We start from the raw sequence: 22,972 nt of genomic DNA on the forward strand, positions 1-22,972 counted from the left end.
GGTGACCCCACGCACCCGGCTGGCCGCCCTCGCCCTGACCGGCACGCTCGCGCTCACCGGCTGCAGCGGCTCCGGTAGCTCAGCGGCGCCGGGGCCCGTGGCGGCCGAGCCGGGCAGCTCCCCCGAGCTCACCGCTCAGCCCGTCGGCACCGTGGTCAGCGCGGGTGGCAACCAGCCGGAGGGTGTCGTCGTGGTCGACGGCACCCTCGTCGTCGCCGTCCGGGAGACCAGCGGGCTGGTGTTCCTCGACCTGGCCGCCGACGGTTCCGGTGCCCGCGTCATCGAGAAGCTCACCACCGACCAGTCCTCGCGCCACCTCGACCTGGCCACCCCCGCCGGACCGGTGCTGGTCCCGCTGGAGGGCACCAACGAGCTGCTCACCGTCGACGTGCCCACCCGCACCGTCGCCACCGACGCGAAGGACGTGGGCGACGGTCCGCACAACGCGGCCCGCACCGCCGACGGGACCGACGTGGTCACCAACGAGCACGGCGGCGGGGTGCTCTTCGTCCGCGGCGGGGAGGTCGTCGGGTCGCTGCCGGCCGGTCCCCCGCAGCCGGGCGGCCTCGCCGTCGTCGGTGACTACGCAGCGGTCGCCGACGTGCAGGGCGGCGGGGTGTGGGTCTACGACGCCCGGACCATGACCCAGGTGGCCCAGAAGCCGGTGGGTGCGCTGCTCACCCACGCGATCACGCTGGCCGAGCCGGGCCGCGTCGACGGCACGGACGCCGCCCGCGCAGTGGTGGCCATCGCCGACACCTCCGGCGGTGCCGTCGAGCTGGAGCGCATCACCCCCCAGGTCGAGGACGTCGGCCGGATCGACGCCCCGGGCAGCCCCTACGGCCTGGCCTACGACGCCGCGCGGGCCGTGCTCTACGTGACCCTGACCGACACCAACCTGCTGCGCGTGGTCGACCTCGCCGACCCGGCGAACCCCCGGGTTCTCGGCGACCTGCCGACCGTGCGCCAGCCGAACTCGGTGACCGTCGACGAGCGCAGCGGCACCGTGGTCGTCGCCGGCAACCACGACGGAAACCTGCAGCTCATCCCCCGCGCGCTGCTGCCCGGCGGCTGACCCGCCCGGCCCGTGGTCGTCGTGGCCCGTGCCAGCGGCTCAGGAGCCGCCCACGGTGAGGCGGCCCGGCGGGAGCACCGCGTGCACCCCGTGCACGCGGTTGACCACCTGGGTCACCCGCAGGTCCACGGCCACCGAGCACAGGGCCAGGGCCCGCGGCCGGCTGAGCCCGTGCCGGGCCACTAGCAGGTCCACCATGGCGTTGAGCGCCTGCAGGGTGGCGGCGTTCAGGTCGGCGTCCAGGCCGAACGTGATCTCCCCGGCCGGGGTGGTGGCACGCGGCAGCCCGGGCACGGCCGCCGTCTCCGAACCCGCCCGGTGCAGCACCACCTGCAGCCGGACCGCCTCCACGGGGCACTCCAGGGCCACCCCGGACACCTCGCCGTCCCCCTGCGCAGCGTGGCCGTCGCCGACCGAGAGCAGGGCGCCGGGCACCTCCACCGGCAGGAACAGGCTGGACCCGGCGACGAGCTCGCGGCAGTCGAGGTTGCCGCCCACCCGGCGCGGGGGAACCGTGGAGTGCGCGAGCCCGTCGGGGCCGACGCCCTCGCCGTCCGGGGCCGGGCCCGCCGGGCACAGGCCCACGACCCCCAGGAACGGCCGCAGCCGCACGCGGTCGCCGTGCTGGTCGACCCCGTGCTCGCCGTCCAGGCGCCAGCGCAGCAGCTCCGTGCCGACCTCGGACACCCCGCAGCCGTCGTTGGCCCAGCTCGACCAGCCACCGGCACGGGTCCAGCCGAAGGACCCGGGCACCACCTCGAGCAGCCGCACCTCCACGACGTCACCGGGCTCCGCCCCGACGATCGCGACGGGCCCGCTCAGCGCGTGCCCGGGATCGCGCAGCCGGTCCAGCTCGGCCCACGGCACGAGCTCGGCGTCCGGGTCGGCGGCCAGGGCCGGCTGGTGGGGCTCGTACCAGTGCGCGTCCAGGGTGGACAGCTCCACGACGTCGCCGCTGTGCACGGCCAGCACCGGTGGGGTGCGCTCGTCGAAGGTCCCGTGCAGGGTGCGCCGCTCGCGGGCCAGGTGGTGGGTGGTCACGGCTGCAGCGGGAGCGCGGTCTCGAGGTGCTCCGGGCGGGGGCCCCGGCGCCGGAACACCTCGGAGCCGAACGCGGCCGCCAGCTGCTCGGGGGCCATGGCCAGGAACGGGCCGAAGTCGCCGACCTGGGTGGCGTGCGCCGCCATCGCGGCCCGCTTGGCCGCCATCACCGTGGTGACGTCCACCCGGGTGGTGATCTCCTCGGCCGGCAGCCCGAAGGTCTCCACGTCCGGTGTCGACGCCCCCTCCTCGACCCAGGTGGGGTTGGCCGTCACCAGCTCCCGCATCTGGTCCCGGTCGGTGGTGGCCTCGTAGACGGCGTGCACGCCCGCAAGCTCGGCGGCGCGCACGCCCACCGCGTGCACCTGGACGTGGTCGGGGTGGCCGTAGTTCCCGTGGGGGTCGTAGACGGTCAGCACGTCGGCCTGCTCCTGCTCCAGCACCTGGGCCAGCTGGGCCGCAGCCACCTCGACGTCGACGTTGCAGAACGCGTCGGCCCGGGTGTTGTCCGGCGTGCCGACCATCCCGGAGTCGGGGTGGCCGAGCAGCACCACCCGGTGCACCCCGAGGGCGTCGGCGGAGGTCTGCAGCTCGGCTCGGCGGCGCTCGACCAGGGTCTCCCCCTCGGCCAGGAGACCGTCCGGCACCTCGCCGAGGGCGCCGTCGGTGGCGGTGACCAGCACCACGCGGTGCCCCGCGTCGGCGGCCATCCGCATCACTCCACCGGTGGTGAACACCTCGTCGTCGGGATGGGCGTGGAAGCAGACGAGAACACTCATGCCCGCACTGTGGCACAGCCCTGCGCGTCGTCGACGTCGTGCGCCGGGAATGAATGTGCACCGCGCAACGATCTTCCTGGTGACGGTCCGCTCCCCGGCGCCGCACCCGCACGACCCGAGGAGTCCGCTCGTGTCCAGCCCGGTCCACACGTCCTCCACCACGGCGACGTCCCGCCTGCTCCTGCCCGCCCTCAGCTTCGTGGTGATGGTGGTGGCCGTGCTGCAGACGCTCGTGGTGCCGGTGCTGGCGGACATCGGCGCCCAGCTCGGCGCGTCGACCTCGGCCGTCGGCTGGGTGGTCACCGCGAACCTGCTGGCCGCCGCCGTGATGACCCCGGTGCTCGGCCGTCTCGGCGACGTGCACGGCAAGCGTCCCGTCCTCGTCGGGATCCTCGTGGTCGTCGCGCTCGGCTCGCTGCTGGCGGCCACCACCTCCTCCCTGGTGCTGCTGGTGCTGGGCCGGGTGCTGCAGGGTGCCTCGTTCGGGCTTTTCCCGCTGGGCATCTCGGTGCTGCGTGACGAGCTGCCCGCCGAGAAGCTCACCGGGGGCATGGCCGTCGTGTCGGGGACCCTCGGCGTGGGCGGTGGTTTCGGGCTGGTCCTGACCGGCCTGCTCACCGACGGCGGGGCCGACTACCACCGCATCTTCTGGCTCTCGCTCGGCGTGGCGCTGGCCGCCCTGGTCCTGACCCTCGCCGTGGTGCCCAAGCGGCGGGGCGTCGGCGGTCGGATGGACTGGCTGGGTGGCCTGGTGCTCGGGGCCAGCCTCGTCCTGCTGCTCCTGCCGCTCTCCCAGGGCCACACCTGGGGCTGGGCGTCGGTGCGGACCGTCGGCAGCCTCGTCCTCGCCGTGGCGCTGTTCGTCGGCTGGCTCGCCCTCGAGCGCCGGACGGCCGAGCCGCTGGTCTCGCCCCGGATGTTCAGCCACCGCCCGGTGCTGGTGACCAACCTGGCCGCGGTGTGCATCGGGATGGCGCTGTTCATCTCCTTCCTCGGGGTGTCCACCCTGGTCCAGGTGCCCACCGCCGTGGCCGGCTACGGGTTCACCGCGAGCGTGCTGCAGGCCAGCGTCGTCTACCTGCTGCCCGGTGCCCTCGTCGGAGTGGTCGTCGCCCCGCTGGGCGGCCGCCTCGTGCGCCGCACCGGGGCCCGGGTCGCCCTCGCGCTCGCCGCCGCCATCGCCGCCGTGGGCTACCTGTCGCTCGCCCTGCTGCACTCGCTCACGTGGCAGGTCGTCGTCGGCGCCGTCATCGTCAACATCGGGGTGACCGTGGCCTACGGGGCCTTCCCCGCACTGCTCGTCGCCGAGGTCTCACCCGGCGAGACGGGCTCGGCCAACAGCGTCAACTCCATCGCCCGCTCCGTCGGCAGCGCGGTGGCCAGCGCCGTCGTCGTCACGCTGCTGGCCAGCAACCTGACGAGCACCGGCGTGCCGCGGGAGTCGGTGTTCACCCTCGCGTTCGCCCTCGGCACCGTGGTCTGCCTGCTGGCTGCCGGTCTCGCGACGTTCGGGCTGCCGCGCGACCTGCGCCGGCCCACCGCCGCGGAGCAGGACGAGGAGGAGGCCACCGCGCTGGCCGGCGAGTGGGGCACGGTCAGCGGCCTCGCCCGCTGAGCGGTCAGCGCCGGGACCGGGAGGACCACGTGCCGACGACGGGTGGGCACCACCCCCGACAGGTCCGCGCCGCCACCGGGCTCGCGCTGCTGTGGGCGCGGGCGTGGGGCGCCCGGCCCGTGGAGGACCCCGCCACCGGGCTGCTGGTGTGCGCCGGCATGCGCGGGGGCCACGGCCGCGGCGGCACCACCATCGGGCGGGTGTTCCTCACCGGGCACCGTGGCGTGGGCCCGGAGCTGCTGCGCCACGAGGCCGTGCACGCCCGGCAGTGGGACCGCCACGGGCTGGGCTTCGCGGCCCGGTACCTGGTGGAGGAGTGCCGGCGTCCCCGGGAGCGCAACCGCTTCGAGCAGGAGGCGGGGCTGGCCGACGGCGGGTACCCCGAGGTCTGAGCCGCGGCCGGGCGCCTCAGACGATGACGCCGCGCTCGGCCAGCCACGCCCGCGGGTCAACCTGGCTGCTGCCGGGCGGGGTGATCTCGAAGTGCAGGTGCGGGCCGGTGGACTCCCCCCGGTTCCCGATCAGCGCGATCAGCTGGCCGGCCGAGACCTGCTGGCCCACCCGCACCACGAACCGGTCGATGTGGCCGTAGGTGCTCACCGTGCCGTCGACGTGTCGCACCCGCACCCACAGCCCGAAGCCCGAGGCCGGGCCGGCGTCGATGACCACCCCGTCCGCCGTCGAGACGATGGGGGTGCCGATGGCGTTGGCGATGTCGATGCCCTTGTGCAGCGAGCCGTCGCGGACACCGAAGCCGGAGGTGAACCTGCCCTCCGCGGGCACCACGACGAACGCCAGGCTCTGCGCCGCGGTGCGGCTCGCACGACGGGCGTAAGCGTCGGTGCTCAGCGCCAGCTGGACCAGCACCGCCGGGTCCGCGCCGCTCGTGTCCTGGGCCAGCAGCGTCGACAGCAGGCCGGTGGCCTGCGCGGTCTGCTCCTGGAGCTTGGTGCGCTGCTCGACCACGGCGGCCTGCGCGGCCACCGCCTGCTCCTCCGCCGCGGCGGCCACCGTCCTGGCCTCGCCGGCGGTGCTCTCGGCGGCGTCGGCCACCGACACGCCCGCCCGCGCCGCAGCGAGGGCGTCGGTGCTGTCGTGCTGGAGCAGGTCCAGCACGGTCATCCGGTCCAGCAGCTCCTGCGGGCTCCGGGCCACGAGGACGGCGGAGAGCCGGAACGTGCGCGCTCCGGAGTAGGCCGCCAGGACGAGCCCGTCCACCCCGGCCCGCAGGTCCTCGGCCTCGGAACGCCGGTCGGCAGCGGCGGTCGCGGCGGCGTCCGCGGCCGCGGCGGCCGTGGCGAGCTCGGCCCGGCGCGCGTTCAGCGCCACCTGCTGGGCGCTGATCTCGTCGCTGAGCACGAGGGTGGCCGCGTCCAGGGCGGAGAGCTGGGCGAGCGCGGCGACGATCTCGTCCGAGGTCAGCGGTGCGGCGGGCACCACCGGGGCGGGCGGCACCCTCAGGCCCGAGGTCGGCGCGGGGGCCGCGGGGGCGGCGGGGGCGGCGGGGGCTGCGGGGGCTGCGGGGGCGGCGGGGGCGGCGGGGGCTGTGGGAGCCGCAGGGGCCGTGGTGGTGGCGCTCTCCGTGGGCGCCACCGAGGAGGGGGCGGCCGGCGAGGTGGGCGCCGGGTCCGTGGTGGGGGCCACCCCGGTGGTCGACGTGAGGTCCGGCGGCGGCACGGGCAGGCTCGTCTGCGCCGCTGCGGCCGGGGCACCGAGCACGCCCACCACCAGCACGAGCGCGAGAGCGGTGCGCAGGAGCCGGGCCGAGGTCACGCCGAACCGTAGCCCCTCGCGGCGGCCCGTGGTCCGGCGACGACGACCCCCGAGCCGGGCCCTGGGCGACGTCCTCGGACGACGACGCCCCTCGCGGAGAGCCACGCGCGTGGATCCACGGTGCCGCTGCCGCCCGGGGACACCTCGACGTGCACGTGCGGACCGGACACTCCGCCAGAAAGTATTGAAGAGGCCACCCCGGCCGGGCGGTGGGTCTACGGCCGACCGGCGTGCGGGACCTCCACCCGCACCGAGAGCAGCCGGGCCTCGCGAGCCGCGGAACGGGCGTGCTCGTCGAAGTCCGGCGCTGCGCAGAGGAACAGGGTGCGCCCGTCCGCCCCGCCCAAGCCGCAGGCGAAGACCCCCAGGCCCGGGCTGACCTCGTCGACGATCTCGCCGCCCTCGCGGACCCGCACGGCCCGGCCGTGCGCGGCGTCGGCGATCCAGAGCGCGCCCTCGGCGTCCAGCCCGCAGCCGTCCGGGGCCACCACGAGCTCGGGCAGCGCCCCGGCCACCTCCCGGGTGAAGGGAAGCGCCCCGAACTCGGCCCACGTGCGGCGGTTCACCAGGGAGCCGTCCTCGGCGACGTCGACGGCGGTGACCCGGTTGCCGAACGTCTCGTCGACCAGCAGCACGCCGCCGTCGGTCAGCACGCTGCCGTTGGGGAACCACAGGTCCTCGGCGGCGGGGGTGACGCTGCCGTCGGGGTCCACCCGCACCAGGCGGGTCGGCACGATCGGCGCCCCGCCCATGAGGTCGAAGCCGAAGTTGCCGACGAAGGCACGGCCCCGCGCGTCGACCACCATGTCGTTGGGGTACCTACCCACGTGCCCGCCGAGCTCGGAAGTCACACCGGCTACCGGCCGACGGCGTAGCCCTGCGCGCCACGGGGGTTGGCACCGGCCCGGAGCAGGCCCGTGGCGGGGTCGCGCGACACGGCGGAGAGGCGGCCCAGCGCCCACGGCCCGGCGTCCACCACGGCGTGCCCGCGCTCCTTCAGGTCGGCGATCACGGGGTTGCCGATCCGGCTCTCCACCACCAGCCCGCCCGGGGTCCAGCCGCGCGGGGCGAAGCTGGACGGGAAGGCCGTGGAGTGCCAGGCAGGGGCGTCGATGGCGTCCTGCAGGTGCAGCCCGCCCACGGTGTGCGCCAGCCAGAAGCTCAGCTGCCACTGCTCCTGCTGGTCACCGCCCGGGGTGCCGAAGGCCAGCGTGGGCTCCCCGTCGCGCAGCGCCATCGACGGGGTGAGCGTCGTGCGCGGGCGCCGGCCCGGGGTCAGCGTGCTGGGCAGGCCGTCCTCCAGCCAGAACATCTGCGCGCGGGTGCCCAGGCAGAAGCCCAGCGCGGGGATGGTCGGCGAGCTCTGCAGCCAGCCGCCGGACGGGGTGGCCGAGACCATGTTGCCGGCGGCGTCGACCACGTCCACGTGGACCGTGTCGCCGCGGGCCCGGCCGAGCGGGCCCACGGTGGGCTCGCCCGTGCCCTCGCCGGCGGGCTCCACCCGCACCCCGGAGGTGACGAAGGCCGGCAGCACCCCGTCCAGCCCGGGACGCAGCTCCAGGGAGGCCTCCGACCCGACCAGGGTGCGGCGGGCGTCGGCGTAGTCCCGGGAGAGCAGCGTCCCCAGCGGCACCCCGGCCGCACCGTCCGGGCCGCAGTCACCGTAGAAGGCCTCCCGGTCGGCCATGGCGAGCTTCACGCACTCGGTGGCCAGGTGGACGGTCTCGGCGGTGGGCACGCCGTCGACGTAGGCCAGGTCGAACCCACGGAGCAGCTGCAGGGTCTGCAGCAGCGCCGGGCCCTGCGACCAGGCACCGCACTTGGCCAGGCTCCAGCCGCCGTCGAGCTCGGCGACCGCCGGCTGCTCGTAGGTGGCGGTCCACGCCGCGAGGTCGGCCCCGGTGAGCAGGCCGGCGTGGTCGGAGCCGGAGTCGTCGCGCACGGCGGTGCGGCTGAACACCTCGATCGCCTCGGCCACGAACCCGTGCGACCAGGCGCGGCGGCCGGCGTCGATCTGGGCCTCTCGGTCGCCCCCGGCGGACTCGGCCTCAGCGATCAGCCGCTCCCACGTGGCGGCCAGGGCGGGCAGCCGGAAGCGGGTGCCCTCGGCCGGCACCACGCCGTCGGGCAACCACTGGGCGGCCGAGGTGGGCCAGTGCTCCCGCATCTGCTGCTCGACGACGCCGATGGTGGCGCTGACCCGGCTGATCAGCGGGAACCCGTCCCGCGCGTACTCCAGCGCCGGGGTGAGGACCTCGCGCAGGGTGCGGGTGCCGTGGTCGCGGAGCAGGAGCAGCCAGGCGTCCCAGGCGCCGGGGACGGTGGCGGCCAGCAGGCCCGTGCCGGGGACGAGCTCGAGCCCGAGGTCGCGGTAGCGCGCGGCGGTGGCCGCGGCCGGGGCCACCCCCTGCCCGCACAGCACCTGCACCTCGCCGGAGCCGCCCCGGCTGAACAGGATCGGGGCCTCGCCGCCGGGACCGTTGAGGTGGGGCTCCACCACCTGCAGCACGAAGCCCGCGGTGACCGCGGCGTCGAACGCGTTGCCACCGGCCTCCAGCGCGCCCATCCCGGCCGCCGAGGCGAGCCAGTGCGTGGACGCGACCATGCCCCTGGTGCCGACGAGCTCCGGGCGGGTGGGGTGGGTCATGACACGGGGCGGGTGGGGTGGGTGGCGCTCCACTCAGGCATGAGCAGCACGGTACGCGGGTGATCGTTCGCACGACTCACGAGCGGGCTACGGTAAGTCCGTGGAGCTGCGACGCATGGGTGACTCGGGACTGACGGTCAGCACGGTCGGGCTGGGCTGCAACAACTTCGGCCGGCCCGGGACGGCCACGGAGGACCAGGCGGGCACCACGGCCGTGGTCGACGCCGCGATCGAGGCGGGTGTCACCCTGTTCGACGTCGCCGACGTCTACCCGGGGGCGGTGCGCGGCCGCAGCGAGGAGCTGCTCGGCGCCGCGCTGGCGGGGCGGCGCGACGAGGTCGTCCTGGCCACCAAGTTCGGCGCGGACATGCACGGCGCCAACGGCCCCGACTTCGGCGCCCGGGGCTCGCGCCGCTACATCCGCACCGCGGTGCACGCGAGCCTGCGGCGCCTGGGCACCGACTGGATCGACCTCTACCAGCTGCACACCCCGGACCCGCTCACCCCGGTCGAGGAGACCCTGTCCGCGCTCGACGACCTCGTCCGCGAGGGCACCGTCCGCTACCTGGGCAGCTCGAACTTCGCGGGCTGGCAGGTCGCGGACGCGGCGTGGACCGCCCGCACCGCGCACCTCACCCCGTTCGTCTCCGCCCAGAACCACTACTCGCTGCTGGAGCGCGGGGTCGAGGCCGACGTCGTGCCGGCGTGCGAGCGGTTCGGGGTCGGCCTGCTGCCGTACTTCCCCCTGGCCAGCGGCCTGCTCACCGGCAAGTACGCCCGGGGTGCGGCCGCGCCGGACGGCACCCGGCTCGCGGCGCTCCCGGCCCGGCTCGAGGGGGCCGACTGGGACACCGTCGAGGCCGTGCGCGCCTACGCCGACGGGCGCGGGGTGAGCATGCTCGACGTCGCGATCGGTGGGCTGGCCGCCCAGCCGGCGGTGTCCTCGGTCATCGCGGGAGCGACCAGCCCGGCGCAGGTGCGGGCCAACGTCGCCGCCGGCGCGTGGGAGCCCACCGGGACCGATCTCGCCGAGCTCGACGGGATCACCGGCGGGGGCCGCGCCGACTAGCGACAGATGCACCCTCGGGACAGCGCTGCAGACGTGGTCGCGGCGCAGAACCGCAGGCCGATCTCGTCGTGGGCGCCGAGGGGGTGCGCGCACGCCTGGCAGGCGGGCCCCTCTCGGACCTCCCCCTCGGTGGGAGCGGGTCCGCCGTCGACGGGCGGTGCGGTCTCGGTGGCGGCGGTGGGGAGGTTCGCAGTGGTCACAGGGACGTCCAGTGCTCGCGGTGTCCGCGGCGCTGCGGCCCAGGCCGGTGTCCGGGTGCGAACGGCGACGCGGTTCGGGCACGTCCGGCCCGTCCGACGGTACCCGCCGCCGGCCCCCGCTCAGGCGACGGCGTTCGCCAGCCGGTCGAGCGTGGCCTGCATCTGCGCGGCCGAGACCAGCGGGAAGCCCACCCGCTCCAGCACGGCCGGGTCCGTCACCTGCGACCAGTCGTAGGTGTGCACGACCTCGGTGGTCAGCTCGTCCTCCAACTGCAGCTCGAACTCCCAGAAGAAGCCGGACGGAGTGTCGTCGACCAGCGCCGTGGTCCACGCGATGCGGCGGTCGGGCTTCAGGCGGACGACGTGGTTGTCGGTGCGGTAGTCCGCTCCGGCCGCGCGCGCCTCGCGGTGCATCTCCATGACGAACACCTCGCCCACCGTCGTGATCGGCGTGGTGCCGACCGCCGCGCGGACGGTGCCGGACCCGTCGATCTCGGCGTGCCGCGCCGGGTCGGACAACAGGGTGAACACCTTCGACGCGGGGGCCTGGACGGTGCGGCGGACGACGATGCGGGGCGCTGTGTTCTCGGTCACCGCGCCACCGTAGCGCTAGCCTCGTGCCCGTGGACGAGCCCCTGCTGCTGCCGTGCCTGGGGGTGCTCCTGGACTGCGACGGGGTGCTCGTGGACTCCGACGCGAGCGTGCACTCGGCCTGGGGCCGCTGGGCCACCGAGCACGGGCTGGACCCCGCGACGGTGGTGGCGATGGTCTACGGACGCCGCTCCACCGACACCGTCGCCGCGCTCGTCGACCCGTCCGGGCACGCCGCGGCGCTGGCTCGGGTGGTGCAGCTGGAGGTCGAGCAGGCGCACACCGTGCCGCCGGTCCCGGGGGCGGTCGAGCTGGTGACCTCCATGGCCACGGGCACGTGGGCGGTGGTGACGTCGGCCGTGCGGGTGCTCGCCGTGGCGCGGCTGCGCGCAGCGGGGTTCCCCGACCCGGGGGTGCTGGTCACCGGGGACGACGTGGACGCCGGCAAGCCCCACCCGCAGGGCTACCTCGCGGGGGCGGCCGGGCTCGGGCTCGCGCCGGCCGACACCGTCGTGGTCGAGGACGCCGTGGCCGGGGTGCACGCGGCTCGGGCCGCCGGCGTCGGCGCCGTGGTGGGGGTGGGCGACCGGGCGCTGCAGACCGACGCGGACCTCGTCGTGACCGACCTGCGCGCACTGCGCTGGACCCGGGGTGGGCTCACCGCCGCCGGCCCCGGGGTGCTGCGGGCGCCCGGGGGCTGAGCCTCATGGCTCGCGGAACCAGCGGTTGCCGGTGCTCCTGCCTGCAGCAACGGCGCCTCCTCGTGGCACGGGGGTGCGCGCCGCTGGCGTGAGCGGCCGCTAACCTGCCCGGCATGGAGATCTCAGGAGCAGCAGCGGTGGTCACGGGCGGCGCGTCGGGGCTGGGAGCGGCCACGGCGGCCGCACTGGCCGAGCGGGGCGCGGTGGTGTTCGGGCTCGACCTGCCCGCGTCGATCGAGAAGGCCGGCGACGACGTGCCCGCCGGCGTCACCCTGATCGGTGCGGACGTCACCAGCGACGCGGACGTCCGCGCGGCCATGGAGCAGGTGAGCGCGGCCGGGGTCCCGCTGCGGGTGGTGGTGAGCTGCGCCGGCATCGGACCGTCGGCCCGCATCCTGGGGCGCAAGGGCCCCCACGACCTGGAGCTGTTCCGCACCGTCCTCACGGTCAACGTGCTCGGCACCTTCAACGTGCTCCGCCTGGCGGCCGAGGTCATGGCCGCGACCGAGGCCGGGCCCGACGGACAGCGCGGAGTGGTCGTGAACACCGCCTCGATCGCCGCCTTCGACGGGCAGGTCGGACAGGTCGCGTACGCCGCGTCCAAGGGTGCGGTGGCCGGGATGACGCTGCCTGCCGCGCGCGACCTGGCGCAGTTCGGGATCCGGGTCAACACCATCGCACCGGGGGTCGTCGACACCCCGATGCTCGCCACCGTCAGCGACGAGTTCCGCGCGGGGCTCAGCGCCGGGGTCCCCTTCCCGCAGCGCCTGGCGACGCCGGCGGAGTTCGCCCGGCTGGTGACGATGATCGTGGAGCACGACTACCTCAACGGCGAGACCATCCGGATGGACGGCGCGCTGCGCATGGCCCCCCGCTAGCGGCCGGCCGGCGGCCCGCGCCGTGGTGCCCGCGTGGTCGCGACTCAGACGTCGGCGTGCACGTGCGGGGTCTCGCCCGTCGTGGCGGCGACACGTCGGTTCCGCATGACGGAGTTGAGGAACGCGGCGCCGATGAAGCCGACCCCGATGAGGCCGGTGATCACCTCGGGCACCTTGTACTCGATGGTGACCAGCAGCAGCACCGCGAGTGCGCCGATGGCCCAGTGTGCGCCGTGCTCGAGGTAGACGTAGTCGTCCAGCGTGCCCTGGCGGACCAGGTAGACGGTGAGCGACCGGATCCAGAAGGCACCCACCCCGAGGCCCGTGGCGATGACGAAGATGTCCTGGCTGATCGCGAACGCACCGACCACCCCGTCGAAGGAGAAGGAGGCGTCGAGCACCTCGAGGTAGAGGAAGAGGAAGAAGGCCGCCTTGCCGCTCGCCCGGACGATCTCCCCGGTGCCGGACTCCTCGCCCTCGGTGGACCCGCCCTCCTCGAACAGCGAGCCCAGGCCGTTGACGAGCAGGTAGGTCACGATGCCCAGCAGCCCGGCGATCATCACCGTCGACTGCTTGCCGTCCGGGGCCAGGGTGAGGGCCGCGACCACCAGGGCGATGCCGGCGACGACCACGGACAGCTGGTCCAGCGACCCGATGCGCTGCAGCGGCCTCTCCAGCCAGGACAGCCAGGTGGTCTCACGCTCCTCGAACAGCCAGTCCAGGAACAGCATCCCGAGGAACATGCCGCCGAAGCCCGCGATGGCCGGGTGCGCGTCGGTGAGCAGGTTCGCGTAGGTGCCGGGCTGGTCGACCGAACCGCCGTCGATCGCCAGCCGCACCACCTCGACCGGGTTGATGCTCGCGGTGATGCTGACCAGCACCAGCGGGAACAGCAGACGCATCCCGAACACGGCGATGAGCACGCCGACGGTCAGGAAGATCTTCTGCCAGAACTCGTTCATCTTCTTCAGGATCGTGGCGTTGACCACGGCGTTGTCGAAGCTGAGCGAGATCTCCAGGACGATGAGGATGGCGACGATCGCCAGCGCCGTGGTGCCGCCGAGCAGCAACGAGCCGGCGAGCGCGACGACGGTGACGGCGAGCGACCAGCCGAAGGTCTTGAGGATCACGGAGCGAGTCTAGGGGCGGTCACGGCCACGTCGGGCCGGTCGGGGGGGTGTCGGCCTCGTCCCGATCGTCCCGTCGTGGTGGTCACCCCGCTCCGGCACGCCCTCACCCGGGGCGGCGACGCTCGCGCACCTCGGTGACGACGTCCCCGGCCCGGTCGGCCACGTCGGTCAGCTCGTGCAGGTAGGACCAGTGGTCCACGCGCGCGGTCGGGTCGCGCCGGGCCAGGGACTCCTTCGCCGCGTCCAGCCGCTCGGCGAGCCGGTCCAGCACACCGGCGAGGCGGGCGTCCAGCGTGGGTGCGCTGTCCAGCAGGAAGCGCTGGGCGTCGCGCACGGTCCGCCGGGTGGCGGACAGCAGCGGCTGCGGGTCCTTGGCCACCGCGTCCAGGGCCGAGAGCCGCTGCAGCGCGCGGGCTGCACCGTCCTCGGCCGCGGTGCACGCCGCCCGCGCGGCCCGCAGGGACACCTCGGCGTCGCCCCAGCGCTGGGTGTCCTCCCGGCCCAGCTGTGCGGCGCGGGCCAGGTGCTCCTCGGCGCGGCGCAGCGACCTGGTCACCGCATCGGGCACCTCCGACAGGTCGGCGCTCGCGGCCGCCGAGTAGCGCTTGCGGAGCTCGCTGAGGGTGCTGGGCAGTGTCGCGACCCGGTCCGCGGTGATCTGCAGCCGGGTGCGGGTGGAGGACTGCCTGCGGGCGACCTCCTCGCGCCGCGCGGGCAGACCCGCCGCGAGCTCGCGCGCCGCCTCGGCGTGCGCCGTGGCCACCCGTGCGGCGTCCGCGGCGGCGCGCAGCCCGTGCACGGCGTCCCCCTCCCGCGCGCGGGAGGCCGCGGTCTCGGCCGCAGCGAGCTCGACGTCGGGGTCGACGGTGAGCAGTCCGGCCGCACGGGCGTCGGCCACGGCCTGGCGGGCGGCGGCCAGCACGGGCTCCAGCTGCCGCACGAGCGTGGTGTGCTGCGCGACGGCGGCCCGCACCTGGGAGAAGCGCGGCTCGGCCTGCTCGCCGAAGGCGGTGACGCGCCGCGCCACCTCGCCCATGGCGCGGCCGACGCGCTCGAACTCCTGGCCGGCGGCCCGGGCCTGCTCGGTGGAGAGGTCGGCCTCGAGGTCGAAGCGCTGCTCCACCTCCAGGTAGGCGCCGGTGGCGGCGAAGGCCTCGTCCCGCAGGGGTGACCAGGTGGAGGTGAGACGGGGACCGTCCGCGGGGGCGAAGTCCGCGTACTCCTCGACCTGGTGCTCCACGTCGCGCTGCACGGTGTCGAGCTCGAGCAGGGTCACCGCGGCGCGACCCTTCACGTCCCGGGCGGCCGAGATCGCCTCGTCGGCCTCCCGCCGCCACCACCGCGGTGCCCCTGGCATGGAACCCACCGTACGAGATGACCGCGGCAGCGCCCGGCCCGGCGGCCCCGGGACGTCCTACTCTCAGGGCGGCACCACCCCGAGGAGAGGACACCCCATGCCAAAGCCCGTCCCGTTCCTGTGGTTCGACGGCCAGGCCGAGGCGGCCGCCGAGCTCTACACCAGCGTGTTCCCCCGCTCGGCGATCACCGAGATCAGCCGGACCGGACCGGGCGAGCCGGCGATGACGGTGTCCTTCACCCTGGACGGCGAGCCGTTCACCGCGCTCAACGGCGGACCCCAGTTCGCGTTCACCGAGGCCATCTCCTTCCAGGTGCCGTGCGCGGACCAGGAGGAGGTCGACCGCTACTGGTCGCTGCTCTCCGAGGGGGGCGAGGAAGGCCGGTGCGGGTGGCTCAAGGACCGCTTCGGTCTCTCCTGGCAGGTCGTGCCGACGGCACTGCCGGGGCTGCTGGGCGACCCCGACCCGGACCGCGCACAGCGCGCCATGACCGCGATGATGGGCATGGCCAAGCTGGACATCGCGGCGATGCGGGCAGCAGCCGACGCGGGCTGATCATCGTCCGCGGTGGTGGCTCCTCAGAGGTCGGACACGTCCAGGCTGAACCGCGTGGTCGGAGGCGAGGTCACGGGCTGCTGGTCGGCCTGCGTCCGGTCGGACGTGGTCCTGTCCGACCCACGGCCGGCTCGCTGACACCGGTGAGCAGGGCGAGGTGGAGCCTGGCCTCGTCCGCGCTCCCCACGGCGGCGGTGAGCACCACGATCTTGAGCTCGACGGGTCCGACGGTGCGGTGGTGGACGATCTCGTGGTCACTGCTCCAGCTGGGCACGGTCAGTCCCGGGACCTGCTCCCGTCCTGCGGGCTGCGCTTGCTGCGCTTGTCGGCGAACATCGCGTCGTCGGCGACGGCGAGCGTCTCCTCGAAGCTCGACCCCACCTCGAACACCGCGGTGCCCACGCTGGCCCCGACCTGGTGGCACCCGCGGTGGCTGGTCACCGGCTCGGAGCAGACCCGGCGCAACCGGTCGGCGAGCGCCGGGAGAACCTCCGGGCCCATCCCCCCGTGCAGCGGGACGACCACCGCGAACTCGTCACCCCCGGTCCGGGCGACCAGGTCCTGCGCCCGGGCGCAGGCCCGCATCCGGGCGGCCAGCACCCGGAGAACGTCGTCGCCGGCCCGGTGACCGAACGTGTCGTTGACCGCCTTGAACCCGTCGAGGTCCACGACCACCACCCCGACCCCGCTGCCTGCTGCGACGGCGTCGGCGCCCCGCTCCATGAGCAGGGCCCGGTTCGCGAGCCCGGTCAACGGGTCGTGCTGGGCGGCGTGGGTCATCTCGTCGCGGTGGGCCGCCACGGCAGCGGTCATCCTGGCGTGCTCGACGGCGATCGCCGCGTGCTCGGCGAACAGCGCGAGCAGACCGCACTGCTCACGCGAGGGGAGGCGGCCGTCGCGGGGCACGTCGACGCTCAGGGTGCCCAGCAGCAGGCCCGACGGTGACACCAGCGGGGCGAACAGCGCGTCCATCGGGTGCCACGCCTCGGGATCGTCGGACACCGCCATGTCCGGGACGAACCACGGCACCGCCACGACCTCGGGGGGCATGAACTGGTGACCGGAGAACAGCAGCGTCCCCCACCGCTCGTCCAGCTCCTGCTCCTCCAGCCGCGCCAGCATCTTCAGCAGGACGTCACCGGGTCTCACCTGGCCCAGCAGCGCGGCACGCGCGTCGTCCGAACCCTCGACGGACACGACCTCGAAATCACCCGACGGGCGACGCAGGTTGATCGTCACCACCGAGAAGATGGTGGCCTCGAGCACGCCCCGGGCCACCGCGTCCAACGTGTCGGTGAGGTCCAGGCTGGCGTGCACCCGCTGGGTCACCTGCTGCAGCACCCGCAGTGCCGCGACCTCCTCGGGCACGACGCGCCCCGCCGGCACGGTGACCTCCGCGCGCAGCGCGACCAGGGGCACCGGGCCCGCCACAGCAGCAGCGAAGCTCCGGATCAGCCCGCCCACCCGCGCTCGCAGCCCCCCCACGCGATGACCTTATGCGAGCAACCCACCACGGTGTGTGATCTTCTGGGTGAACCGAGCGGAGCGCAGGAGACGTGACGGTGGGCTGGCGTCGGCGCAGTCATGGCGCCGTCGGCCCCGCGGCGGCCCGAGCCAGCAGCCACGCCACCAGCTCCTCCCCGGCCAGGACGCCGGAGGAACGGGTGACCTGGAGGTGCGGGGCGGTGAACCCCGTCTCGTGCAGCTCGCCGTGGGCGGGGCGGATCGCGGCGTCGGCGGCCAGCAGCAGGTCGGTGTCCAGCAGGGAGTCGCCGGCCGCCAGCATCGTCGTGCACGCGGTGCGGCGGGTCACCTCCGCGGCGGCCGTCGACTTCCGGAGCCCCTGCGGCACGCAGTAGACCTTGCGCCCCTGCACGCTCACCCCCCACCCGCGCTCCGCGCACCAGGCCCCCAGCTCGTCCACCCAGGCCCCCGGCAGCGCCGACCGGTCCACCACGGCGTAGGCGAACAGGTCCTCCGCGGTGCGCAGCCGCAGCAGGAAGTCCCCGGCCCCGCCGAGCCGGGCGTGGACCTCCTCCAGCGGGGCGCTGGCGGTGAGCTGCTCGGCGACGTGGACGGACCAGTCGCCGTCCACCACCCCGTCGACCAGCAGGCGCCCGCCGTTCGCGGTGATCGCGAACCGCGGGGGCGCACCCGGCAGGTGCACCCGCAGGTACTGCTCCGGGGTGCGGGTGGTGGTGGGGACCAGGGTCGTGGCCGCGGCCAGGTCCACGAGGGTGCCGGCCGCGGTCTCGGTGACGTAGCTCAGCGGCGCCTGCTGGTAGACCTCGACGCAGAGCAGCCGGGGGGCGTCGCGGTCCGGTCCGGTCAGGGCCAGCGCCGCGGCGGAGTAGATGACGGTGCGGTCGAGGTCGGTGCAGACGAGCACCCGGGACCGGGGGACGCTCACACGCCCGTCCCGTCCGCGCCCGTCGCGCCCCGGGTGAACTGCGGGTGGATCAGGCCGACGCAGCTGTAGGCCAGGTCCTCGACCTGCTCCACCGGCACCCCGCGCTGCTCGGCGAGCAGGAGGACGTGGGCCAGCTCGCCCAGGGCGTCGGGACGCACGAGCACCTTCCAGGGCACCCGGCGCAGCAGCACCCGCGTGGTCTCCCCCACCCCGGGCTTGACCAGGTTCTCGCTGCCGATGCCGTGCTCGACACTGATCCGCCGCACCGCCTCCCAGCCCTGCCAGGTGGGCGTGCGGTCGGTGGCGGCGAGCACCGGGGCGTCGACCAGCACCGACTCGCGAACGCCGTCGAACTCCGCGGTCACGGCGTCCAGGAACGCGTTCGACACGTCGCTGGCGGCCAGCTCGGCGTAGAACTTCGCGCCGTGGAACTGCCCGGGCCCGATGTGCTCGGCGTTGAGCACGGTGCGGGAGACGAGCCCGCTCACGGTGGAGTTCAGGCACGCCGACGGGATGAGGTAGTCCTGCCGGGTTCCGAAGGTGCGCACGCAGTACCCGGGATCGGCGAGCACGGCGAGGGCGTCGTCGAAGCGCTGGCCCGTGGCGGCGTGGTGGGCGTCCAGGGCGGCGGTGAGCTCGGCGGTGATCGCACCCTTGCCCGTCCAGCCGTCGACGAAGACCACTGACGCCGGGTCGTACCGGTCGGCGAGCCAGCTCAGCGCCACCGGGTCGATGCCTCGACCGCGCACGATGGACACCGCGACGTGCGGCAGGTCGAGGCCGTGCACGTGGGCGGCCCAGCGCCGCACCAGGATCCCCACCGGGGTGCCCGCGCGGGCCAGGGAGGCGAGCACCAGGTGCGGCCCGCGCTCGGCCAGCAGGATCTCGGTCACGACGCCGACGGCGTGCGCCAGCCGGGACGCGTCGTGCCGCAGGGCGTCGTGGAACAGGTCGAGGTAGGCCGGGTCCGGCTGGTACTCCACCGGCAGGCTCTCCGCGTAGTGGGCGCCGCCGGACTGCACGGCCTCCTCACGCTCCTCCGTCGGTGCCTCCAGCTCGACGTCGGAGAGGTCGGTGAGCAGCCAGGACACCTCCTCGGCGGCGTACGAGCCGAACTGCGGTCCGTGCAGGGCGGGGGGCAGGGGCCCGGTGGTGGGCAGCGGGATCGGAGGGGTCACTGCGGGCCTTCCGGGAGGTACGACGGGAGCACGGCCAGGACCACCGACGCGGTCACGCCGGCCAGGGCCTGCAGCAGGACGGCCAGCTCGGGGGTGTCGCCCGGGGTGTCGACCACGAGCACCACCGCGTCGAACCGACCGGGGGCGATGTTGTAGGCGTAGCGCTCGCCGGGGCCGTCGGCCGGGTGGTCGTGGGCGGCGAAGACGAGCCGGTGGCGGATCGCGTAGCCCGCGGCGTCGACGGCGAGCACGGGCGAGCGGGTGGTGGTGGAGCTGCGGACCACGAGTCCGGGGTACGCGTCGGCGAGCGCCTCGGCCAGCCGCAGCGGGGCGTGCATGAGCTCCTCGAACCCGAGCACCAGGACCTCGCCGGTGCGGGGCAGGGTCGCGGCCAGCCGCGCGGCCATCGCGGGGAGCTCGACCTCGAGCCGGGCCCGGTGGGCGCGGAGCACCCCGTGCCGACCACCGTCGGGCAGCGCCACCGGCCACCCCAGGTCCACCCGCACGGGGTCAGCCAGGACGGGGAGCGTCAGGACGGGGTGCGTCAGGACGGGGGTGCCCGACCCGGCGCCCACGGCTGCACCCGGGGCGTGCGCGGCCACGAGAGCGGCCCCGGCGACCAGCACGTCCTCCGGCACCCGGACCGTGCCCGCAGCCAGCGCGACGACGTCCACCCGGGACCCGAGCTCGGCGGCCAGGCGCTGCAGCACGGCGTGGTCCTGGGGCGTCCGCAGGTCCACCAGCGCCGCCACCACGTAGTGCGACCGGGGCGCCAGCAGGTGCAGCGCCCGCAGGGTGTTGGCCACCGTGCGCCCGGTGGAGAGCTCGTCGTCGACCAGCACGAGCGGCCCGGAGCCGGTGAGCACCCCCGGGTCCGAGGGCAGCAGGAGGTGCTCGGTGGCGTGGCTGTGCTCCTCGGCGAACCCGCCGGCCGCGCTCGCACCCGGCACCGACCGCCGGGTGGAGTGCAGGTAGACGTCGGCGTCCAGGGCCTCCGCCACCAGGTGCCCGAGGGCGGTGGCCGTCTCGGCGTAGCCCAGCACGGTCACGCTGGACCCGCTCCCCGCGGGCACGGTCACGCTGGACCCGCTCCCCGCGGGCACGGTCACGCTGGACCCGCTCCCCGCGGACACGGTCACGCTGGCCGCGATCGCCACCGCGGCGTCCCGCGCGGCCGCGGCCGCACCGGGCTCGCCGTCCAGGGCCGGGCCCAGGTCCACCCTCGGGCGCACCCGCCCGTCGAGCACCTCCGCCACCAGCGCACCCAGCGCGAGCCCGGCCGCGCGGACCAGGCGCGGGTCGGTCGGGACGTGCTTGCCCAGCACCCGGCTGACCAGCAGGTGCGCCCGCCGGGGGTTGCGGCGAAGGGCCAGGCCCACGAGCTGCGCCACCCCGTCGCCGTCGACGTGCACCCCCAGCCGCTGCGCCACCCAGGCGCCCGTCCCGCCGGCCGTCACTGGTGGCTGCTGGCGACGAGGAAGTCAACGTAGGACACGTCCTCGCGGGCCACCCCGAACGCCTGGGCCCGCCGCAGGACCTTGGTGGCCCAGCCGCGGTGCGGGTTCACCTCGTTCATCTTGTTGCCGTAGCCGCTGGGCAGCACGCCGCCCGCGCCGCTGCGGCCCAGCACGTCCTGGGCGTCGCCGTGCTCCTCGTGGCTCACCACCGACAGGGCGTGCACGGCAGCCACGTGGGTGGGGTGGATGACGGTCTTGCCGGTGAGCCCGTTCGCCTTGTCCAGCTCCACCTCCCGGATCAGCCCGTCGAGGTCCATGAGCATGATCTGGTGACGCAGCTCGCGCGCCCCGTGCTCGGCGAAGACCGACTCGCGCAGGCGCGGCTTGAAGATGCGCTCACCGCTGGTGAAGTACTCCCACACGGGCCCGGTGACGGCGAACCCCGTGCCGTCGGTGCGGCCCAGCACGTTCACGACGTCGGCGATGACGCCGGCCACCAGCCGCACGTCGTACACCGTCATGTCGCCCGATCGCCGCAGCCCGTACGTGCCGGAGAAGTCCGTCGCCCCCAGCCGCACCGCCAGCACCCGGTCGCGCGCGGACTGCAGCAGCGCGTGCAGCTCACCCAGCACGGCCGCCCGGCTCTCCAGGTGGATCACCTCGGGGCTCTCGACCACGGGCATGGCGAGCAGCGGCACCCCCGCCCGCTCGGAGGCTTCCCGCACCGCGTCGAGGAAGCCCGGTCCCGTCGTCGGGGTGAACTTGGGCAGCACGAACCCGCGCAGCGTGTCCACGGCCGGGCCCAGCCGACGCACGAGGTCGGTGACCTGCTCCGGCGTCCGCACCCGCACGAACAGCCACGGGGTGGGCGGCCGGTCGGCGTGCACGGTGCCCAGCTGGGCGACGAGGTTGTCCTCGGCGTCCGCGAGCCGGTCGTCGGGCACCGAGTCCTCCAGGCACAGCACGGAGCTGGTCACCCCGCGCTCGCGGCTGCGCACCACGTCCTTCGCCAGGTTCGGTCGGGTGGCCGGGCTGTAGAGGGTGGCCCCGAGCGCGACGGCCTGGAGCTCCAGCGGGCTGTCCGCCGTCAACGGCTCCGGCCGGACGTGGAACAGCCGGGCCCGCTCGTCCTCGGTGAGGAACTCGTAGTGGATCACGGTTGTGGACACCCCCCGACTCGTCACCGGCCCCGCTCGACGGGCGCACGCCCGGGAGTCTGCCCGCTGGAGAGGTGGATCATGCCCGTCGGCGGTGAACAGGGGGTGCCGAACGCGGGATCGTCACCGAGAGCAGCGACCCAGACCTCGTCGTGACGACGGATCGGGCCCGGGCCGACCGCTCCACGACATGACATGACATGACACGACATGACATGTCCACGAGGGACGGTGCGACCACGAGGGAGCGGATCCCTGTCCCCTCAGCTCGAGCCTCGGATGACCAGCCAGGTCGGCACGGTCACCGGGCCCGGGCGCCCCCCGTCGAGGCGCTGCAGCAGCAGGTCCACGAGCCCCTGCGCGACCAGGTCGTGGGGCAGGTGCACGGTGGTCAGCGGGGGCGCCGAGGTCCGCGCGAGGACCGAGTCGTCGAAGCCACCCACCGCGACGTCGCCCGGGACCGAGCGGCCCGCGTCGGCCAGCGCCACCAGCGCACCGCCCGCGAGCAGGTCCGACGCGACGAACACCGCGTCCAGGTCCGGCCGGCGCGCCAGCAGGACCGACATGGCCTCCCGGCCCGCCTCGTGGCTGTACTCCGCGGCGTGCTCGACCATGCACGGGTCCGGCTCACCGGGCAGGGCGTCGGCCCACCCGGCCACCCGCTCGTGGGCGCCGGCGGTGTCGGTGGGACCGGCGAGCACCGCCACCCGGGTGCGGCCGCGGGAGAGCAGGTGCCGGGTGAGCTCGCGTGCCCCGGTGCGGTTCTGCGCCCGGACCTGGGGCAGCTCCACCCCCCGCCCGAGCGCCGGACCGAGCACCACGGCGGCGGCCCCGGCGTCGAGCAGCTCGGCGAACAGAGGCTCGTCGCCGTGGGTGGAGACCAGCAGCACCCCGTCGAGCAGCCCGCTGCGCACCTGCCGCACGATCCCGGCCCGCGTCTCGGGCTCGGTGGCCAGCGCGAGGAACAGGGTGAACCCCTGCGCGGTGAGCCGGGTGGTCAGCTCGCGCAGCAGCACGCTGAACGTGGGGTCCTCGAACAGCCGCTCCTGGGACTCGGTCACCACCAGGGCCACCGCGCCCGAGCGGGCCCCGGCCAGGGTGCGGGCGGAGTGGTTCGCCACGTAGCCGGTGGCCGAGACGGCGGCGGTCACCGCGGTGGCGGCCGCGGGACTGGCCCCGTGCCCACCGTTGAGCACCCGGGACACCGTGCCGCGGGAGACCCCGGCGGCGGCGGCGACGTCGTCGATGGTGGGACCGGCACGGCGGGCGCGACGGCGCGGCTCGACCTCCACGGGCACCTCCGGTCACCACGGGGCGCGTTGACCCGCGCACGTCGGGGCGACCATACTGGGAGCGCT

At 75.1% G+C, this 22,972-nt stretch carries 23 protein-coding genes; 7 read left to right on the forward strand and 16 right to left on the reverse strand.

The window, feature by feature from the left end:
• Position 1: 1 nt before the first annotated feature.
• Positions 2 to 1,075 carry a YncE family protein gene (locus tag RHODO2019_RS16015; RefSeq protein WP_265382716.1) on the forward strand — a complete coding sequence of 358 codons (1,074 nt, stop codon included), beginning with the start codon at positions 2 to 4 and terminating at the stop codon, positions 1,073 to 1,075.
• A 39-nt stretch (positions 1,076 to 1,114) separates the two neighbouring features.
• Here RHODO2019_RS16015 and RHODO2019_RS16020 read toward each other — a convergent pair whose 3' ends face one another.
• Together RHODO2019_RS16020 and RHODO2019_RS16025 are read right to left on the reverse strand one after the other, a co-directional pair.
• Positions 1,115 to 2,116: an acetamidase/formamidase family protein gene (locus tag RHODO2019_RS16020; protein ID WP_265382717.1), complete on the reverse strand. Its 1,002-nt coding sequence runs from the start codon at positions 2,114 to 2,116 to the stop codon at positions 1,115 to 1,117.
• Complete coding sequence (locus tag RHODO2019_RS16025) at positions 2,113 to 2,895, reverse strand: PIG-L family deacetylase (RefSeq protein WP_265382718.1); 783 nt, start codon at positions 2,893 to 2,895, stop codon at positions 2,113 to 2,115. The genes RHODO2019_RS16020 and RHODO2019_RS16025 overlap by 4 nt, the downstream gene beginning before the upstream one ends.
• A gap of 130 nt (positions 2,896 to 3,025) precedes the next feature.
• On the opposite strand from RHODO2019_RS16025, the gene RHODO2019_RS16030 reads away from it, so the two are divergent.
• On the forward strand, positions 3,026 to 4,510 hold the full coding sequence (locus tag RHODO2019_RS16030) for an MFS transporter (protein WP_354005544.1): 1,485 nt from the start codon (positions 3,026 to 3,028) through the stop codon (positions 4,508 to 4,510).
• Positions 4,511 to 4,539: 29 nt separating this feature from the next.
• A complete protein-coding gene (locus RHODO2019_RS16035) occupies positions 4,540 to 4,902 on the forward strand; it encodes a hypothetical protein (protein ID WP_265382719.1) in 363 nt (120 codons plus the stop codon).
• 16 nt (positions 4,903 to 4,918) lie between these two features.
• On the opposite strand, the gene RHODO2019_RS19385 is transcribed toward RHODO2019_RS16035, so the two are convergent.
• The 3 genes from RHODO2019_RS19385 to RHODO2019_RS16050 form a co-directional block, all read right to left on the reverse strand.
• Positions 4,919 to 6,283, reverse strand: a complete 1,365-nt coding sequence (locus RHODO2019_RS19385) for a M23 family metallopeptidase (protein WP_354005545.1) — start codon at positions 6,281 to 6,283, stop codon at positions 4,919 to 4,921.
• A 215-nt stretch (positions 6,284 to 6,498) separates the two neighbouring features.
• The gene (locus RHODO2019_RS16045) at positions 6,499 to 7,110 is read right to left on the reverse strand and encodes an SMP-30/gluconolactonase/LRE family protein (protein ID WP_265382720.1); all 612 of its coding nucleotides are present in this window, start codon (positions 7,108 to 7,110) and stop codon (positions 6,499 to 6,501) included.
• A 29-nt stretch (positions 7,111 to 7,139) separates the two neighbouring features.
• On the reverse strand, positions 7,140 to 8,930 hold the full coding sequence (locus tag RHODO2019_RS16050) for a gamma-glutamyltransferase family protein (RefSeq protein WP_265382721.1): 1,791 nt from the start codon (positions 8,928 to 8,930) through the stop codon (positions 7,140 to 7,142).
• A gap of 100 nt (positions 8,931 to 9,030) precedes the next feature.
• Between RHODO2019_RS16050 and RHODO2019_RS16055 the strand changes: the two genes are divergently transcribed.
• Positions 9,031 to 9,999 carry an aldo/keto reductase gene (locus RHODO2019_RS16055; RefSeq protein ID WP_265382722.1) on the forward strand — a complete coding sequence of 323 codons (969 nt, stop codon included), beginning with the start codon at positions 9,031 to 9,033 and terminating at the stop codon, positions 9,997 to 9,999.
• Here the strand turns inward: RHODO2019_RS16055 and RHODO2019_RS19390 are convergent.
• Together RHODO2019_RS19390 and RHODO2019_RS16060 are read right to left on the reverse strand one after the other, a co-directional pair.
• Complete coding sequence (locus RHODO2019_RS19390; RefSeq protein WP_354005546.1) at positions 9,996 to 10,199, reverse strand: RGCVC family protein; 204 nt, start codon at positions 10,197 to 10,199, stop codon at positions 9,996 to 9,998. The two genes, RHODO2019_RS16055 and RHODO2019_RS19390, sit on opposite strands and share 4 nt — an antisense overlap.
• A gap of 120 nt (positions 10,200 to 10,319) precedes the next feature.
• Positions 10,320 to 10,793, reverse strand: coding sequence for an SRPBCC family protein (locus RHODO2019_RS16060; protein ID WP_265382723.1), 474 nt, complete (start codon positions 10,791 to 10,793; stop codon positions 10,320 to 10,322).
• Positions 10,794 to 10,822: 29 nt separating this feature from the next.
• Between RHODO2019_RS16060 and RHODO2019_RS16065 the strand changes: the two genes are divergently transcribed.
• Both RHODO2019_RS16065 and RHODO2019_RS16070 read left to right on the forward strand, forming a co-directional pair.
• A complete protein-coding gene (locus RHODO2019_RS16065; protein WP_265382724.1) occupies positions 10,823 to 11,491 on the forward strand; it encodes an HAD-IA family hydrolase in 669 nt (222 codons plus the stop codon).
• A 113-nt stretch (positions 11,492 to 11,604) separates the two neighbouring features.
• Positions 11,605 to 12,369, forward strand: a complete 765-nt coding sequence (locus RHODO2019_RS16070) for an SDR family NAD(P)-dependent oxidoreductase (protein ID WP_265382725.1) — start codon at positions 11,605 to 11,607, stop codon at positions 12,367 to 12,369.
• A gap of 44 nt (positions 12,370 to 12,413) precedes the next feature.
• Here RHODO2019_RS16070 and RHODO2019_RS16075 read toward each other — a convergent pair whose 3' ends face one another.
• Together RHODO2019_RS16075 and RHODO2019_RS16080 are read right to left on the reverse strand one after the other, a co-directional pair.
• Positions 12,414 to 13,499 (reverse strand): DUF475 domain-containing protein, encoded by a 1,086-nt coding sequence (locus RHODO2019_RS16075; RefSeq protein WP_265382726.1) that lies wholly within the window; start codon positions 13,497 to 13,499, stop codon positions 12,414 to 12,416.
• A gap of 103 nt (positions 13,500 to 13,602) precedes the next feature.
• Positions 13,603 to 14,856: a hypothetical protein gene (locus tag RHODO2019_RS16080; protein WP_265382727.1), complete on the reverse strand. Its 1,254-nt coding sequence runs from the start codon at positions 14,854 to 14,856 to the stop codon at positions 13,603 to 13,605.
• Between the two features lie 97 nt (positions 14,857 to 14,953).
• Here RHODO2019_RS16080 and RHODO2019_RS16085 point away from each other — a divergent pair, with 97 nt between their 5' ends.
• A complete protein-coding gene (locus RHODO2019_RS16085; protein WP_265382728.1) occupies positions 14,954 to 15,412 on the forward strand; it encodes a VOC family protein in 459 nt (152 codons plus the stop codon).
• A 70-nt stretch (positions 15,413 to 15,482) separates the two neighbouring features.
• On the opposite strand, the gene RHODO2019_RS16090 is transcribed toward RHODO2019_RS16085, so the two are convergent.
• The 7 genes from RHODO2019_RS16090 to RHODO2019_RS16120 form a co-directional block, all read right to left on the reverse strand.
• A complete protein-coding gene (locus RHODO2019_RS16090) occupies positions 15,483 to 15,686 on the reverse strand; it encodes a hypothetical protein (RefSeq protein WP_265382729.1) in 204 nt (67 codons plus the stop codon).
• Between the two features lie 2 nt (positions 15,687 to 15,688).
• Positions 15,689 to 16,897 carry a GGDEF domain-containing protein gene (locus RHODO2019_RS16095; protein WP_265382730.1) on the reverse strand — a complete coding sequence of 403 codons (1,209 nt, stop codon included), beginning with the start codon at positions 16,895 to 16,897 and terminating at the stop codon, positions 15,689 to 15,691.
• 97 nt (positions 16,898 to 16,994) lie between these two features.
• Entirely contained in the window at positions 16,995 to 17,822 is an 828-nt protein-coding gene (locus RHODO2019_RS16100) for an HAD family hydrolase (RefSeq protein WP_265382731.1), read from the reverse strand.
• Positions 17,819 to 18,964 carry a cysteine protease StiP family protein gene (locus tag RHODO2019_RS16105; protein WP_354005606.1) on the reverse strand — a complete coding sequence of 382 codons (1,146 nt, stop codon included), beginning with the start codon at positions 18,962 to 18,964 and terminating at the stop codon, positions 17,819 to 17,821. The genes RHODO2019_RS16100 and RHODO2019_RS16105 overlap by 4 nt, the downstream gene beginning before the upstream one ends.
• Positions 18,965 to 18,996: 32 nt before the next feature.
• A complete protein-coding gene (locus RHODO2019_RS16110) occupies positions 18,997 to 20,457 on the reverse strand; it encodes a phosphoribosyltransferase family protein (RefSeq protein WP_435532137.1) in 1,461 nt (486 codons plus the stop codon).
• The gene (locus RHODO2019_RS16115; RefSeq protein ID WP_265382733.1) at positions 20,454 to 21,626 is read right to left on the reverse strand and encodes an HpcH/HpaI aldolase/citrate lyase family protein; all 1,173 of its coding nucleotides are present in this window, start codon (positions 21,624 to 21,626) and stop codon (positions 20,454 to 20,456) included. Before RHODO2019_RS16115 ends, RHODO2019_RS16110 begins: the two co-directional genes overlap by 4 nt.
• Positions 21,627 to 21,877: 251 nt before the next feature.
• Complete coding sequence (locus tag RHODO2019_RS16120; RefSeq protein ID WP_265382734.1) at positions 21,878 to 22,912, reverse strand: LacI family DNA-binding transcriptional regulator; 1,035 nt, start codon at positions 22,910 to 22,912, stop codon at positions 21,878 to 21,880.
• Between the last annotated feature and the right edge of the window lie 60 nt (positions 22,913 to 22,972).

The sequence above is a fragment of the Rhodococcus antarcticus genome (assembly GCF_026153295.1).
Taxonomy (GTDB): Bacteria; Actinomycetota; Actinomycetes; order Mycobacteriales; family Mycobacteriaceae; genus Rhodococcus_D; species Rhodococcus_D antarcticus.